The organism is Pseudomonas sp. GM48, from assembly GCF_000282335.1.
Lineage (GTDB): Bacteria > Pseudomonadota > Gammaproteobacteria > Pseudomonadales > Pseudomonadaceae > Aquipseudomonas.
Map to the genome: position 1 here is coordinate 1 of NZ_AKJM01000016.1, position 15,165 is coordinate 15,165.

11 protein-coding genes are annotated in these 15,165 nt (G+C 59.0%); 6 read left to right on the forward strand and 5 right to left on the reverse strand.

The genetic code is table 11. The features are described 5' to 3' along the window. Positions 1-93: 93 nt before the first annotated feature. Together PMI28_RS25910 and PMI28_RS25905 are read right to left on the reverse strand one after the other, a co-directional pair. Positions 94-459: a response regulator transcription factor gene (locus PMI28_RS25910; RefSeq protein ID WP_033063056.1), complete on the reverse strand. Its 366-nt coding sequence runs from the start codon at positions 457-459 to the stop codon at positions 94-96. 44 nt (positions 460-503) lie between these two features. Further along, positions 504-1,496, reverse strand: coding sequence for a response regulator (locus PMI28_RS25905; RefSeq protein ID WP_007982170.1), 993 nt, complete (start codon positions 1,494-1,496; stop codon positions 504-506). Between the two features lie 354 nt (positions 1,497-1,850). Between PMI28_RS25905 and PMI28_RS25900 the strand changes: the two genes are divergently transcribed. Then, positions 1,851-6,905, forward strand: a complete 5,055-nt coding sequence (locus PMI28_RS25900; protein WP_033063058.1) for a trifunctional serine/threonine-protein kinase/ATP-binding protein/sensor histidine kinase — start codon at positions 1,851-1,853, stop codon at positions 6,903-6,905. 58 nt (positions 6,906-6,963) lie between these two features. Here the strand turns inward: PMI28_RS25900 and PMI28_RS25895 are convergent, their stop codons facing one another. Then, a complete protein-coding gene (locus PMI28_RS25895) occupies positions 6,964-7,461 on the reverse strand; it encodes a helix-turn-helix transcriptional regulator (protein WP_007982174.1) in 498 nt (165 codons plus the stop codon). A 160-nt stretch (positions 7,462-7,621) separates the two neighbouring features. Between PMI28_RS25895 and PMI28_RS0128250 the strand changes: the two genes are divergently transcribed. From PMI28_RS0128250 to PMI28_RS25885, 3 genes are all read left to right on the forward strand, one after another. Next, complete coding sequence (locus tag PMI28_RS0128250) at positions 7,622-7,948, forward strand: glutathione transferase (RefSeq protein ID WP_238540669.1); 327 nt, start codon at positions 7,622-7,624, stop codon at positions 7,946-7,948. 209 nt (positions 7,949-8,157) lie between these two features. Continuing rightward, positions 8,158-9,672 carry a DUF1254 domain-containing protein gene (locus PMI28_RS25890; RefSeq protein ID WP_007982176.1) on the forward strand — a complete coding sequence of 505 codons (1,515 nt, stop codon included), beginning with the start codon at positions 8,158-8,160 and terminating at the stop codon, positions 9,670-9,672. A gap of 22 nt (positions 9,673-9,694) precedes the next feature. Further along, on the forward strand, positions 9,695-11,233 hold the full coding sequence (locus PMI28_RS25885) for a DUF1254 domain-containing protein (protein ID WP_007982178.1): 1,539 nt from the start codon (positions 9,695-9,697) through the stop codon (positions 11,231-11,233). Positions 11,234-11,474: 241 nt separating this feature from the next. Here PMI28_RS25885 and PMI28_RS25880 read toward each other — a convergent pair whose 3' ends face one another. Continuing rightward, positions 11,475-11,909 carry a VOC family protein gene (locus tag PMI28_RS25880; protein ID WP_007982180.1) on the reverse strand — a complete coding sequence of 145 codons (435 nt, stop codon included), beginning with the start codon at positions 11,907-11,909 and terminating at the stop codon, positions 11,475-11,477. 388 nt (positions 11,910-12,297) lie between these two features. On the opposite strand from PMI28_RS25880, the gene PMI28_RS25875 reads away from it, so the two are divergent. Next, entirely contained in the window at positions 12,298-13,920 is a 1,623-nt protein-coding gene (locus tag PMI28_RS25875; RefSeq protein ID WP_007982184.1) for a DUF1254 domain-containing protein, read from the forward strand. 159 nt (positions 13,921-14,079) lie between these two features. Here the strand turns inward: PMI28_RS25875 and PMI28_RS25870 are convergent, their stop codons facing one another. Further along, the gene (locus PMI28_RS25870) at positions 14,080-14,526 is read right to left on the reverse strand and encodes a hypothetical protein (protein ID WP_007982186.1); all 447 of its coding nucleotides are present in this window, start codon (positions 14,524-14,526) and stop codon (positions 14,080-14,082) included. Positions 14,527-14,869: 343 nt separating this feature from the next. Between PMI28_RS25870 and PMI28_RS25865 the strand changes: the two genes are divergently transcribed. Beyond that, the coding region (locus PMI28_RS25865; RefSeq protein WP_007982188.1) for an outer membrane protein transport protein at positions 14,870-15,165 on the forward strand (296 nt) is incomplete at its 3' end.

A 15,165-nucleotide genomic window follows, 5' to 3' on the forward strand; every position in this document is an offset into this window, starting at 1 on the left:
CCCAAATAATCTTCCGCCGCCAAACTTGCCAGCCTGGAACATGATTACTCCGTCTGCCTTAGTCAGATGCCATATCGGCTATCAGGAAAACCTTCAACACTCACGTTGAAGTGCAAATTCGATAGCGCTCAGCAAAGCATCGCTGCTGAAGGGCTTACGCAAGCATTCGATGGGTTTATAACGGCCGGATTCGGCCAGTGTTGCTTCATCCCAATGTGCCGACATGCAAATCACCGGGAATTTTCTGTCCTTGAGCGTCAGCGCGCGCATGACGTCTATCCCTGACAGGCCGTTCATTTTCAAATCCAACAACAGGCAGGCGATGTCATTGAAGTTTTCGAGGGCCAGGAACTCCTCGCCCGAGGCGAATACTCGGGCGCGGTATCCGGCCGACCGAAGCAGGTTGGCGAGGCTTTTGCGCACGGACGCATCGTCGTCCACGATGCAGACGATGATCATGACGCTGCCGGATGATCCAGGGGCGGTGCAGCCAGTGTCGATAGTCATGAAGAGCCCTGAGTGCCAAACGCCGGCTCGGCGCTGAGCAAGCCATACAGGCTGACCAGACTGACCAGCGAGCGCGTCTGCATCTTCTCCATGATGTGTTTGCGGTGGACCTTGGCGGTGACTTCACTGGTGCCCAACCGGTTGGCGATGTGCTTGTTGGACAGACCCGCGACGATCAGCGGGAGCACTTCGTGTTCACGGGGGGTCAATAGGGTAGCCCTTTGACGGGCACTCTGAGTGCGTTGCCATTGCTCGAACGCCGTCGCTGCACGCTGACGGGTGGTGCGCAGAATGTCGAGCAACTGGTCGTCATTGAAAGGCTTGGTCAGGAACTCGACCGCTCCCGCTTTCATGGCCTGCACCGACATCGGGATGGTGCCAAAACCGGTCATGAAAATAACCGGCCACGGAAGTCCGCGCCGCCCGAGTGCGGATTGCAGTTCCAGGCCTGTCGCCTCGGGCAAGCTGACGTCCAGCAACAAGCAAGCGGGGCCGATGTCGAGGTCAGCGCTGAGCAGTTCTTCGGCCGAGGCGAATATCCGGTGCACGATGCCTTCGGCCCGCAGCAGTCGGCTGAGCGCCGTGCGTACGGGGGCTTCATCGTCCACGATGAACACCTGCACGCTGTCAGGATCGATCCGCTGCTGATCCTCGGACGCCGAGGGGCCCGGGGTCGTAGGATGGAACAAGGGCAGGGGCGGTTCACGTTCTTTCAATAATCGGTAACCTCGGCGCGGGACCGTCTGGATGAGCTCTTTTTCTCCGAGCAACTTGCGCAGCGAGGAAATCTGCACCTGCAGATTGTTTTCCTCGACGACGGTGTCAGGCCAGACCTGTGTGATCAATTCATCTTTGCTGACGATTCGGCCATCGGCCTGCATCAGCACCGAGAGGATTTCGAACGCCCGGCCTCCGACACGCAGCGGCCGTCCATCAAGAAAGGCTTCACGCCGTTCCAGGGAAATAGTGGCTTGGCCGAGTCGGATCATACGTTCCTCTGCACTGCGTTGACGGGGAGTGACGCCGGAACGTCGTTTCATCAGGGCTACAAGCTAGGGGACGGCCTCGCATAATGCAATTATCCCGAGGGATAACACGCTGCGATTTCAGTGCGCAAAAACCACAGGTCGTGGGGGGCTCTGAACTGCCATCCTAGTGCCGATAACGGACAGGATTACTCGAGCGCAGCTATCGGGCCAGAGCCTTGCGTATACTCACCGGCTCAGCCCGAAATGAATCTTCAGCGGTGATTGTTCATGCCCAGCAGCTCTCTCTCAGCATCCGGTTCCCACAGTCTTGATGTCTCACACGATGAAGCCTGGCTTGAGCGTTGCACCTTCGCAATACTGCGCCGGGAAAACGACCTGACCTGGTTCACGCTCCAGGATCGGCAATCGGGCACACGTTGGCTCGCCGCCCGGGCGCCGATTCAGCGGCCTGCCGTATGCCAGCGGCTGGAGCGCGATTTTCACCTGCGCCTGGATCCGGCCTGGGCGATTGCCCCGGTCGCGTTCATCCGCTCGGCCGAGGGGCCTTTGTTGATCTATCCCACGCATGGGGTGCCGCTGACTGATTTGATTGGTGACACAGGGATGCCACTGGCGCGCGTGCTGGTCATCGCGGTAACTGCGGCCAACGCGCTCGCGAACGCCCAGAAGCTGGGCGTGCGACATGCCAGTCTGTTACCCCACCACTTGGTGGTGGACGCCGCTGACTCGGTCAGACTACTGAGTTTTCACAGCCATGCCGGGGAGACGCCCGCCGTTGAACTGCCCGGCCTGGAGCAATGGCCTTATCTGGCCCCCGAGCAAGTGCGACGCGATGCCGCCAATTTTGACGCGCGCAGCGATGTCTACGCGCTGACCGCGATTCTTTATCAAGCGCTGACCGGCCGACTGCCGCTCACCGCCCGCGACCCGTCCCAATGGCTGCACGTGCACGCCGCTGTCCAGCCGGAATCACCGGCGATTCATGTCACCGATCTACCGGAAGGCATCTGCCGGGTTCTGCTCAAAGGCCTGGCGAAAGAACCGGGTGCCCGTTACCAGAGTGCCGAATCAATGGCTGCGGATCTGGCCTGGTGCCAACAGCAGTGGCTGGAGCATGAGCGTATCGACGCGTTCCGCCTGGGCGCTTTCGATGCGTTGCCTTCCTTGGCCCGCAGCGATGTGCTGTTCGGTCGAGAGGCCGAACGTACGCAGTTGGTCGAGCTGTTGCGTCAGGTAGGCAACGATGGCATTGCCCGGGCTCTGCTGGTCGGTGGCGCGCCGGGTGCCGGCAAGTCGACGCTGATCCATCAGGGTGTCCGGCCCCTGGCGCCCGGCTACTGGGCCAGCGGCAAGAGCAATCTGTTGCAGCAGGAAATTCCATTTGCACCCTTGGCAGAAATCTTCAAGTCGCTGATGACCCAGTTGCTGGGCAAGCCGGCTCTGGAGCTGCAGACGCTGGGCGAGCAACTGGTCGAACGGCTTAAGGGGCGGGGCAGGCTTCTGGTGGAACTGGCGCCCGAGGCCGAGCTGGTCATTGGGGTCACACCTGAGCTGCCGAACATGCCGGCCCGACATGCGCTCGATCGCGCCAATCGGACCCTGCTCGATGTATTGGAAGTCTTCGCTCAGCCGGGACGCCCCCTGGTGCTGTTCGTGGATGACGTGCAATGGGCGGACGATTCGACGCTGTCGTTTTTGCAGGCCTTCGTCGCCCGGCGGCCCCGGCATCTGGTGCTGATCCTGGCGTATCGCGAGGCGGAGTCGCAGGCCCTCGAGCGCGAGGGGGGAGTGCTGGAGGTGCTGGGCCGCGAGCAATCATTGCCCTGTGCAAGCGTCTTGCTGGGGCCATTGTCGGTGGCCGCGGTCGCGGAGCTGATTGCCACTGAGCTGGACACTGACCCCAGGGAGATTGAGACGCTCGCGCAAGTCGTGCATTACAAGACGGCCGGCAACCCTCTGTTCGTCAGCCAAGTGTTGCGCGCATTGATCGATGAACGTCTGGTGCGCTTTGACGTGCAGGGTCACCGCTGGGTCTGGAATCAACAGGAGGTGGACGGTTATCGCTACGCTGACAACGTCGCGGACTTGATGGTACTGCGACTCGAACGCCTGTCACCGATGGAGCGCGAAGTGCTGCGCACGGCCGGCTATGTCGGTGGGCGCTGTGATGAATCATTGCTGTACCGGCTGTTGCCGTGTGAGCTGCAACAGATCACCCATGCTGTGCAAAGCCTGGTCGATTCAGGTTTTCTGCTGCGTGAGCGCGAGCAACTGGTGTTTCCCCATGACCGTGTACTTGAGGCGGCCTGTCAGCTTGCGGCGCCAGTGGCACGCGCTGCTGAGCATGCACGTATCGCGGGCGCCATGCTTGATCATTGGGGCGAGCAGATCCATGAGCGCGTGTTCGAAGTCGCCAGTCAGATCCAGCGCATTGACGCCGATGAACTGGAGGCGCATCGCCGCGCCGCGTTCGTCGAACTGTTGGTCGAAGCCGCCGAACGCGCCCGGGACACCGCCGCTGTCGAGCAGGCCGTGGGCTATCTTCGCACGGCCGAAAGTCTGCTCGGCCAGACGAGGTGGTCGAGCCTCTACACCCAGGCGTTCGCCACCCAATGGTTGGCGGCCGAGTGCGACATGCTCCTGGCCGATCTGACCGGTGCCCAACACCGCCTCGACGACTGCCTGACCCACGCCACTACAGCGCTTGACCGCGCGAAATCCTATCGGTTACTTGCCACCTTGCGCACGCTGCACTCCGATTACGAGGGGGCGATCACCGAGGCGTTGAACGGTCTGGCCCTGCTGGATATTCTCCTTCAGCGCAGGCCCTCACAGAACGATTTGACCCTGGCATTTACCCAGGTTCGTGAGCTTGTCGGCGCACGCCGCATCGCCGATCTGGTGCATTTGCCCGAGGCCGATGACCCGCCTGTCGAAGCGGCCATGGAGTTGCTCAGTACGTTGATTTCTTCATTCTTCGTTGACGACGACATTCGTTTTCTGCATTTGGCGAAAATGGTCGAACTCACGCTGCTGCATGGCACTACACCAAGCAGCGGTTACGGTTTTGCCTGGTTTGGCGTGATGATTGCCGAACGCTATGGCGAGTATGTGGACGGGCAGGCCTTCGCCGAAGTGGCTCTTGAACTCACCGACAAGCACGGCTACGAAGCAGGGCGCACAGGCACGCTGGTGGCACTCGATCAGGTCAGCCCGTGGACCCGACCGATGGCGTACGCTCGACAGAAGGCGTTCGCCGCATTCGAGTGCGGCCAGGCCGGCGGCGACCTGGGCATGTCCTGTTACGCCTGCAACCACATCGGTTCCGACCTGCTGTTCATGGGCGAACCCTTGCAAGGGGTGTTGAACGAACTGGAGCATGGGTTGAGGTGGGTGCGGCAATTTCATTACATCGATATCGAGCGCATCCTGCTGGCGCAACAGGAATTCGCCACCGATCTGCGCGACGGGCGCCTGCATCGGCCGTTGGCCGAACTGGATGGCATCGAACATGACCGTTTCGGCCCCATCGACCGTACCCGTGTGTCGCAGCCGACGCTGTTCTGGTCGTGGCTGTATTCAGGTATGTCGGCGTTTTATTTCGGCGATATCCCTTACGCATTGCGACGTTTCGAAGAAGCCGCTGGGCTGGCCTGGTCCATTCCGGCGCATATCAATCTCGCAGATTATTACCTGTTCTACAGCCTGGCGCTGGGCGGTGCGCAAGCGCCGGGCGAGGTCGCGGAAAAACTGGAAAAACTCGAGCGGCAACGCCTGCGGTTCCTGCCGTGGGTCGAACTCAACCCCACAACCTTCCGCAACAAGCTGCTGCTGATCGAGGGGGTCATCGCCCGTTTGCGCGGTCAGGAACTGGTAGCTATCCGTTGTTTCGATCAGTCGCAGATCGCTGCGGCGGCGGCCGGCTTCATCCATGAGCAGGCGCTGGCCCATGAACAGCTGGCCGATATCTGCCTACCCAACGGGCTGGTGTCGGGTGCCAGCCACCACCTGCGTGTCGCGCGCGATTGCTACAACCTGTGGGGCGCCGACAGCAAGGCACGTCAATTGGAAACCTTGCACCCGTTTCTGAGTGCGGAGCCGTCTTTCGAGCCGGTCCGGCCTGTGACCCAGGTCCGTCTCGATCTTGAAGTGGGGATCGAAGCGGCGCGTGCGCTGTCGCAAGAGGTTCTGCTCGAACGACTGGTCGAAACCCTGATGAATCACTTGATGATTCAGGCCGGTGCGGACAATGGCGTGCTGATGATTGTCAGCGGCGCCGAACTGCAACTGGCGGCGACGGCTTCGGTCGAAGCCGGCAATGTACGGGTCGCTCTGGACGCCGGGCAACCGCTCGAGCAGGTGGCGCCGGCCTCGGTGCTCAACGCCACGATGCGCACGCGCACGACCCTGGTGCTCGACGATGCCCGGGCCGATTGTCCCGAGGCCTACAGCGCCGATCTGCAACAGCGCCAGATGCGGTCGGTGTTATGCCTGCCGTTGCTCAAACAAGGCACGTTGATCGGCCTGGTTTATCTGGAAAATAGTCTGGTCCCCAAGCTGTTCAGCGCCCAACGCCTGACCATGTTGGAAATTCTCGCTTCTCAGGCCGCGGTGTCACTGCAAACCGCCAAGCTGTATGAACAGCTAGTCGAGGACAACCAGCTACGCGCGCAGATGGAAGCGGACTTGCGCAGTTCCCGCGCGGAACTGGCGCGTAGCTCGCACCTCAAGGTCATGGGCGAGCTTTCTGCTTCGATTGCCCATGAAATCAGCCAGCCGTTGCTGGGCATCGTGTCCAATGCCTCGGCCAGTCTGCGCTGGCTCAAGCGTGATCAGCCCGATCTGGGAGAGGCGATTCAGGGGCTGGAAGACATTCGCTCGGATAGCGCCCGTGCCGCGGATATAGTCCAGGCGCTTCGCGCACTCGCCAAACAGGTTCCGTTGCAACGGTTGCCGGTGCAAATCGATCACTTGATCGGAGAGGTCGTGCGCCTGACCGCCACCGACCTGACGAACCGCAATGTGCGCCTGGAGACCCGGCTCGAAGCGCAATGCCCGGTGTCGGTCGACGCGGTGCAGATCCAGCAGGTGGTGTGCAACCTGATCACCAATGCGCTGGAGGCCATCACCGGAGCAGGGGTGCCCAATGGACGCATCATCATCGGCTCAACGGTGAAGGACGCTCATGTCCAGGTCTGCTTCCAGGACAACGGCCCTGGAATTGACGCACACCAGCGCGAGCAGATCTTCGATGCGTTCTACACCACCAAAGGCAGCGGCATGGGAATGGGCCTGGCCATCTGCAGGTCGGTGATCGGCGCGCACGGCGGGACGCTGGTGGTCCAGGACAGCGAACAGGGCGCCCGGATTTGCTTCAACCTGCCACTGGCACCGGCCAGTGCCGAATAAAAAAAAGGCCGCATGAGCGGCCAAAGGGGAGGAGTTCGTTTTGTCGATCTCGATCAGTTCACGCGTGCAGCTCTTGCGCGCGCGACTGTCCCACGCTGTCGACCAGGCTATCGTGAATTCTCCAGTTGGGTATGTCCCGATCAATCACTGGTGGCTGGCGAGGGTGGCTCGTTGCATGATCAAAGGCCCGTCGCCATGCCCTGGGTGTCATCCCCTCCAGGCGGCTGAAGGTGCGAGTGAAATGCGAGTGGTCCGCGAAACCGCATTCATAGACGACATCGGTGATCGGCATCGAGGTGATTAGCAGGCTTTTGGCTTTTTCGATTTTCATCATCACTAGCCAGCCTTGCGGCGAGTGGCCGGTAACCTTTTTGAACGCCCGGGAAAAATGGCTACGGGACAGGTTGCAGTGTTCGGCAATCTCGCTGATGCGAACGCAACTGCCCATGTCACGCAGCATCAGCTCCTTGGCGCGGCGCTCCTGCCAGCCGGACAGGGCACCCAACGGCCGTACAAGGGTGCATGGATGGTTTGAAATCACCGATTGCGGGTTCATGGTGGCTCTCCTGATCGTTCAGGAAAGTCTGTCCGCCGGCGACATTTAAAGTCCTTAAGCAAACCTTAAGAGTTCTGAAATCCAGTGTCCGTTGCAGTGTGTCCTTCCATGCCGTTCAGCTAGCTATCAATTGTTGGAAGCGAATGCCGAATGACGGCTATTGGTCGATTGTGTTGAAAAAATTGATATTGATATCCTCAACCTCTCTTGCAGTATCGAGTTTTATGTGGCTCTACCCGGCTTTAGATTGGCTGCCCGCTGGGAGACTGGGGCTTATCTTTCCCACGGTGATCTCTGGCTTTGTCTGTCTCTCGATGAGAGCCGTGTGGCGGAAAAACAGCCTGATTACACCCACTATACGTTTTCGGTGGGGCAGGACGATTTTGAAGACGTCACTGCTTACACCAACCCACAGCTGCCCATCGGAGTCTTGAGCGAGAGCGCCGAAAGCACTCAGTCAACGATCAACGAATGGGGTAGCAGTTGAGCCATAGGCAGGCCCGAGGCGAACGGTAGCGGCGGCACCCGTGGAGTGCTGGCGGAATAGCCAAAGCTGTCTGATTCCGGGCTGCTACAATCAATCGGCGTGCCGCCGCGGTGCTGTCGCAGGGGTCCAGTCGCCACAAAGTTTGACCCCTTCTTTTCCGCATGTTTTTCGGCATCCATTCACGTATTCACGGAGTTTGGAGGTTAAACATGTCGACTGAATCTTGCGCTGCCAGCCGAGGATATTATCGGGTCAAGGAAACTGATCGTCGATCCTTAACCGTTTTACTGGGCGTCGGGGCAGCCTTCCTTATGCTGGCGGGTAACGCTCAGGCACAGCAGGTGGCGATCCCTACAACCGCCAGCGAAGTTCCCGGCCCGGCGAGCGGCACCGCCATGACCACGGCCTATGTGCAATCGGTCGGGCGCATGGCCTACCTGTGGGGCTGGCCGCTGGTCAACATGGCCAACCGCGGCAACGCTTTTTCGAAGGCCCCCGAACCTGGCTTGATGGGCGGCGTGATACCAATCGCATTCAACCGGAACGCAATGTTGACCGGGTACGTCAGCCCGGACCAAACCTTCATCGCTTGCCCCAACCAGGATGTCGCGTACGGCGCCGGCTTCATGACGCTGGACAAAGAGCCCATCGTCTTCCAGGTCCCGGATTTCGGTGATCGTTTCTGGGTCTACGCCCACTATGACGCGCGCACCGACGAATTTTCCGAGATCGGTAAGGCCTACAGCACCAAACCCGGCTTCTACATGATGGTCGGCCCAAACTGGAAGGGTGAAACTCCAGCCGGCATTACGGCAGTGGTGCGCTCTTCCACGTCGCTGGCTTTTGTCGTTCCGCGTATCTTCATCGATGACAGCGCTGAGGACCAAAAAGCCGTCCAGCCGGTGATCAGCCAGATCGTCTACTACCCGTTGTCGGAGTTCGACGGCAAGATGAAGTCCAAGGAGTGGAGCAAGCTACCGCATTTCCCCACGCCGAAGACCAGCGGCAAAGGGGAGGCCTCGTGGGTGAACCCGGAAACCTTCTTCGACGAACTCCCTGCGGTGATGAAAAGCGTGCCGCCGCTGCCAGGCGAGGAAGCCCTCTATAACTGGATCGGCAGTGTGCTGGACGCAGCCGCCAAGGATTCGAAAATCATGCAGACGCTCAAGGCAACCGCTGTCGGGGCTGAGCACGAGATGATTTCGCCGTTCCTGCGGTGGAGCAACAACGGTCGTGCCGCCGGCAATGGTTGGAATTCGCCGGTGAACAATGCCCAATGGGGAACCGACTACCTCAACCGGACCGCCACCGCCAAGTCGAACATGTACGACAACCGCCCGGAAGAGACGAAATATATCTACACGGACAACGATAGCCAGGGCAAGCAACTCAACGGAAACAACACCTATGCCGTCACCTTTGGCAAGGGCCAGCTGCCACCGGTCAAGGGCTTCTGGTCGCTCACGCTATACAACGACGTCCACCTGTTTCATCCCAACGCGCTAAAGCGCAATTCGCTGGGTACGAAGAACAAGAATCTCAAATACAACCCGGACGGGTCGCTGACGCTCTATGCCGGCGCCAGGACGCCCGGCAAGGACAAGGAAAGTAATTGGCTGCCGGCCCCCAGCGGCCCATTCTCGCTCTACATCCGTGCCTATTGGGCCGACAAAGCCATACTCGACGGCACATGGCAGCCACCGGCCATCGCGACGGTGAAGTGATCAAACGGCAGAGGACGCAACCATGAATCCAAAGAACTTGATCGCCGCTGCGCTCGTGAGCGCGTTAGTAATGAGCGAAGTGGCAACGCAGGCCTCCGCTCAGGAAGCCAGCTTCAATAAACTCGCCGACCTGCCGTTCACGCAAGGCCGACCCACGAAGGAGGCCGCGCAGATACTACGCGACGAACTGCTTTTTCAACGGGCGACGCAGACGTATCTCTGGGCGCTGCCTTTGATCAACACCCTCGGCATGCAGGTGGGCTCGGAAAAGACATTCGGCGCCGGCTATAACGTCTTGCCGATCTGGAAGCGCAGACTTGACGCCAAGACCCTGGTGACGACCCCCAACTCCGATGTCCTCTACGCGATGAGCTACATCGACTTGGGAAGGGATGGACCGCTGGTGATGGAAGCGCCGCCTGAGTTGCAAGGCATCCTGCTGGATGTCTGGCAGCGTCCCATCCCGGTCGATGGTGGCAAGTTCTTCGGTGACGTTGGTCTGTTTGGACCGGATGAGGGAAAGGGCGGCAAGTTTCTCCTCTTGCCACCCGGCTACAAGGGCGAAGTGCCGGAGGGCTATTACGTGTACCGCTCTGCCACAAACAATGTCTTTGTCTTTCTGCGCGGGTTCTATAAAGACCCGAAGAATCTGACGCCGGCGGTTACGCATCTTGAACAGACGAAGATATATCCACTGAACGGCGCGGCCGGGGCGAAACCGATGACATACCCCGATGCCTCTGGCGTCCCGGTCAACATGCTGCCGATCAGCGACGGCAGTGCCTTCGATCAACTCAAGCTGCTCGTGGACAGTGAAGGCGCCAACCTCGCCGGTCCCGATTGGCTCGGCATGCTGGCGGCGATCGGCATCGTCAAGGGGCAACCGTTCAATCCTGATGCGCGAACACGCGAGATCCTCGATCGGTCCGCCAAGACCGGCTACGAAATGAGCCGTGTCATTGGCTTTTCGGACAAGGCGAATGGTCTCTCGTATAGAGTCTATCCAGACCGCCAGTGGCTTAATCCGTTCGCCGACGGTACTCCCGCGAATCCGGGCGGGTCGAAGAATGATAGTTGGGAAAATGTCGCCGGAGCATATCCGTACCTGGCCCTCGATGCTCGAATCTGGATGTTCACCAACTACTACTCGATAAGCCCGGGAATGATGTCCCAAACCCCAGGCAAGGGTGCCAAATATATGATCAGTTTCACCGACAGCGGGGGCACGCCCTTGTCGGGTGACACCAGCTATCACCTGAGCCTGCCGGCCAACATTCCTGCCGCCTTGTTCTGGTCGGTGACGCTTTACGATGCCGCAAATGCATCCGGTCTCGACAACGGTCAGCCGTTCCCCTCGCTCGGTTCACGTGACAAGCCGGTGCAGAACGCCGACGGCAGCACCGACCTCTACCTCGGACCAAAAGTACCCGAAGGCAAGAAAGCCAACTGGCTCGCCACTGTGCCAGGCAAAGGTTATTTCGCCATCATCCGACTCTACGGCCCGAAGGAACCCGCTATCGATAAGAGCTGGAAGCCCGGTGACATCGAGAAGGTGAAGTGACGTTGGCCTGCCGATGTCGGGAGGTAAACATAATGCGGATGAGATCACCAACGAGGGAGGCCTTAAGCAGAGACCGTTGACCTGCAGCTTTTGGCCGATTTCTGCCTGCCACGACCGGCTGAAACACACCCAAAGACGAACTTCGTTCCGGCTCGCCAAACGGCCGGAAAGCCGGCATGCAAGGGGGTTGGCGGCCGCTTGCATGCGCGGTGATTGTCGTGCGCGAGCGAGCAGCCCACCTTTAGCCGAGTTGCTCGGCAAGCCCGACGATGATGCCCTCAGGCCCACGAATATAGGCGAGCCGATACGATTTCTCGTACTGCATCTGGCCAATGAGTTCTGCGCCATGGGCCTGCACCCGCGCAACGGCAGCATCGATGTCATCGACGGCAAACATGATGCGACGAAGACCCAAAGCGTTCACTGGCGCGTCCACGGGCCCAAACCTGACTGCGTTTGGCGTGTGGAATTTGTCCAGTTCAATTCCCTGCCCATCGGGAGTCCGGAGCATCGCGAGGGTGGCTCGGACGTCTCCAAGCCCTATGAGGCTCCCGACAGAAGGCCCTTCAACCGTGGTTTGGCCCTCAAGCTCAAGGCCCAACTCGATAAAGAACGCCTTCACCGCTTCGAGATCGTCGACAACGATCAGGACGTTGTCCATTCGCTTGACTGTCATGTCCTTCGGTCCCTCTTTCAACGGTGTCGCGTATTTGGGGGAATTGGCGTCTAGATCGAGCCGGACGGATGATTGTACTGAGGAAACAGCCTACCCGATTGCTGCCTGACATGACGGGCGCCTACCGGCCAATAGTTGACGGAGGCTGGAGCTATGGCAAATGTGTACCTATGCTTGGGTCTGCTGGAAGAACTGATCGAGCATTCCGTGCTGCTCCGTCACCTGTGCGCAATATCCGTCAAAGGTCATCCGGGCGTATCAGTTTCAGCATACCTTCGATGAGCCTGGAACCAGGTTTGTAGTTTGCCTGGCTTTCGAAAATCCTTTGCGCCATGGCCTTCCTCAGTTTGAGTCGTCAATGCTTCAAACTTCTCCCAGGGAGAAAACCATGGCGCACATTCTCCATCCAATCGCCGTACTAACGTCCTTTTTTACACTGATGCTGCCGGTGCTGACCTCGGCGCAGGCTTCTTCCGACATTCCACCCGCAGTCAAGACGGCGGATCGTATCGAGACCCGAATCGGCGTGCTGGAATTCAAGGATGGCGCTCCAAGCGCCGAAACCGCTCAGAATGTTTATGACACACTGGCGTTCACACGCGGTGTCGATGCATTCGTGAACAGTTTTTCGGGCGCCTCGGCCTATGCGATTCGCGAGGGCTTCCACAGCATTGGCGCTGAAGACAACTCGGTGGTCATCTTCTCCGAGTTGATGGACTCCAACTCGCTCTTTCTCACGGCCAACGCCGATACTATCTACACAGTGGCAACGCTCGACTTGACGAAAGGACCGTTGGTGGTTGAAGTGCCACCGAAGGCTCTCGGCACGCTTAATGACATGTGGTTTGGCTGGATCATCGACATCGGCGCACCCGGACCTGATCGGGGTGAGGGCGGTAAATACCTGATTCTGCCGCCGGACTACGATGGTCCCGTTCCTGATGGCGGTTACTTTATTGGTCGCTCGAAAACCAACCATGTGCTCTACGCCGTTCGCGCCTTTATGGAGAACAACGACCCGAAACCTGCTGTTGATCTCATCAAAGACAAGCTGAAGATCTACCCCTATACACCGGGTGGCTACGGCACCAGCATTGCCACGGCACTCGACGGCAAAGTCCGCTTGGCACCCATCCCCTCGATACCGCCAACGAAGTTCATCGAGGGCAGTGGCAAGTCCTTCAACACCATCCCGCCTAACGATTTTTCTTACTTCGAGATGCTCGACAAGCTCGTACAGCTGGAACCCGCCACCTCGTTCAGCCCGGAACTCATGGGCGAATTGGCGGCCATCGGTATTGTGAAGGGCAAACCCTTTGTTCCGGACGAGCGGATGAAGAAGATCCTCAGTGACGCGGCAGCCGTAGGTAACGCCGCTGGACGAGCGCTGAACTGGCGTGCCGCCGAGTATCCCGGCTGGGCCTATTACCCGAATTCGATGTGGGCCAACATGCTGTGGCAGGGCGGCTTCAATTTTGAAACACCGCCGCCGTTGATTACCAAGGAAGGCTTGTTCAAGGCACTACCGCCGACTGGCGCGCGTACGCTTGATTCTCGCACGGCCTTCTACTACGGCTACACAATGGATTCACCGGGCATGATCATGCGGCTGCCCAACGTTGGCTCGCAGTACCTCATGGGTTTCTCTGACGCCGACAAGAATCCCTTCGATGGCGCAAAGACCTACAAGGTGACCCTGCCACCAAAGATCCCTGCCGCGAAATTCTGGTCCTTCACTGTCTACGATAACCAGACGCGCTCCATGCTCCAGACACCACAGCGCTACCCGCGTGCCGGCAGTCAAACCTACCCTTCACCGGCGGCCGTCGAAAACGCGGATGGTTCCATGACCATCTACTTCGGCCCTTCCAAACCAGCGGACGCCAAAGCCGGCAACTGGATACAAACCATGCCCGACAAGGGCTGGTTTATGCTCCTGCGCCTCTACAGTCCCCTTGAATCGTTCTTCACGAAAGAGTGGCGCCCGAGCGAGGTCGAACTGGTTCGGTGAGACAAGGTCACGGTCAGCACAACCTTCCGGGCGGTGCTGACCGCGGTGTTGGCTTGTGCCGAAAAGAGGGAACATTTTACGGGTACAACGGCCACTAATGCTGCTGTCAGTTACTGAAGATCGACGGTCAACCTCTAACGGTACAAGCCGGACCGCAATTCACCGCTTTGCTTGCGCGACATCGCCGCAAAAAATATCGACGCTGCCGTCTTCGGGTGATGTCCGCACGACGATGGAATACTTGCCGGAAAGCAATTCTGACGTTGCGATAGGCGCACTACGGTAAAAGCTCCAGCCGTTGGCTCCGGCGGCATTTCTTGTGTTGACCTTATCGTTCATTGCGTAGGCGACTGGCCCGGGTTGCTGGCAGCTGCCTTTATTGATGAACGTGTAAATGCGCGGGGGCAGGATGGTTCCAGTCGGAACGCCAGTGATATAGAAGTCAAAATTGGTTTGATTGCCTTCGGCGGTCAATATGGTGTTGGCGCTCTGGCCCGCATTGCTGTGGGTGGCAGCCAGAGGCAAATTCATTGAGTGGTTTGAAGCGGTACTGCAACCGAAGAGACTTGTCATGAGTAGCGCGAACGGGACGATACGGGTATTCATAAACAACCTCCAAACGTGGAAGAAGTGCATGGGGGAACGTTGGGTATAGCTCATTAATAAATGTGCTGCCTTCATAAAATACACGTGGAAGACTTTGCACTGGTCACTGACTGTTCACGCAAAAATTGAAGTACCGCGGACAGTCTCCAGCAGTCCGCAACGCGAACCCTGAGGCGGCCATCCATATCGTTACGTTTTTATTCATTAGTGGCGCCTTTCAATATCAAGAATTTGAACTACCACTTATGTGTGACCGAACTGGGCCGATTCAACGTGGTTCAGATTTTTCGACGATTGTTAATTCGATCCTTATTCGAAAATTTACACTTGCCGAGGTTGTTACATGCGCACAAGCACACTGGCCCTACCTGCCTGTACGCTACTTGCCCTGTGCTGCCAGCCGGCCTGGGCCGGTGGCATCCTGCTCTATGAAGTCGGCACCGATAACGTTGGCCTGGCCAACGCCGGTGCCGCCGCCCGCGCGCAAGGCCCTTCGACCATCGCCAGCAACCCCGCCGGCATGAGCTACCTGCCAGGCACACAAATCACCGCCGGCCTGCAGGTTCTGTACGGCGATTTGAGCTTCGACCGCGACGCCGGCACCAACGTCCAGGGCAGCGGCAGTGGCAATGCCCTCGA

Bases quoted from the DNA above. Each gene is read 5' to 3' on its own strand.
- PMI28_RS25890 (WP_007982176.1), top strand. From the start codon at position 8,158: ATGTCGACTGAATCTTGCGCTGCCAGCCGAGGATATTATCGGGTCAAG.
- PMI28_RS25910 (WP_033063056.1), bottom strand. From the start codon at position 459: ATGATCATCGTCTGCATCGTGGACGACGATGCGTCCGTGCGCAAAAGC.
- PMI28_RS25870 (WP_007982186.1), bottom strand. From the start codon at position 14,526: ATGAATACCCGTATCGTCCCGTTCGCGCTACTCATGACAAGTCTCTTC.
- PMI28_RS25880 (WP_007982180.1), bottom strand. From the start codon at position 11,909: ATGACAGTCAAGCGAATGGACAACGTCCTGATCGTTGTCGACGATCTC.
- PMI28_RS25885 (WP_007982178.1), top strand. From the start codon at position 9,695: ATGAATCCAAAGAACTTGATCGCCGCTGCGCTCGTGAGCGCGTTAGTA.
- PMI28_RS25905 (WP_007982170.1), bottom strand. From the start codon at position 1,496: ATGATCCGACTCGGCCAAGCCACTATTTCCCTGGAACGGCGTGAAGCC.
- PMI28_RS25875 (WP_007982184.1), top strand. From the start codon at position 12,298: ATGGCGCACATTCTCCATCCAATCGCCGTACTAACGTCCTTTTTTACA.
- PMI28_RS25895 (WP_007982174.1), bottom strand. From the start codon at position 7,461: ATGAACCCGCAATCGGTGATTTCAAACCATCCATGCACCCTTGTACGG.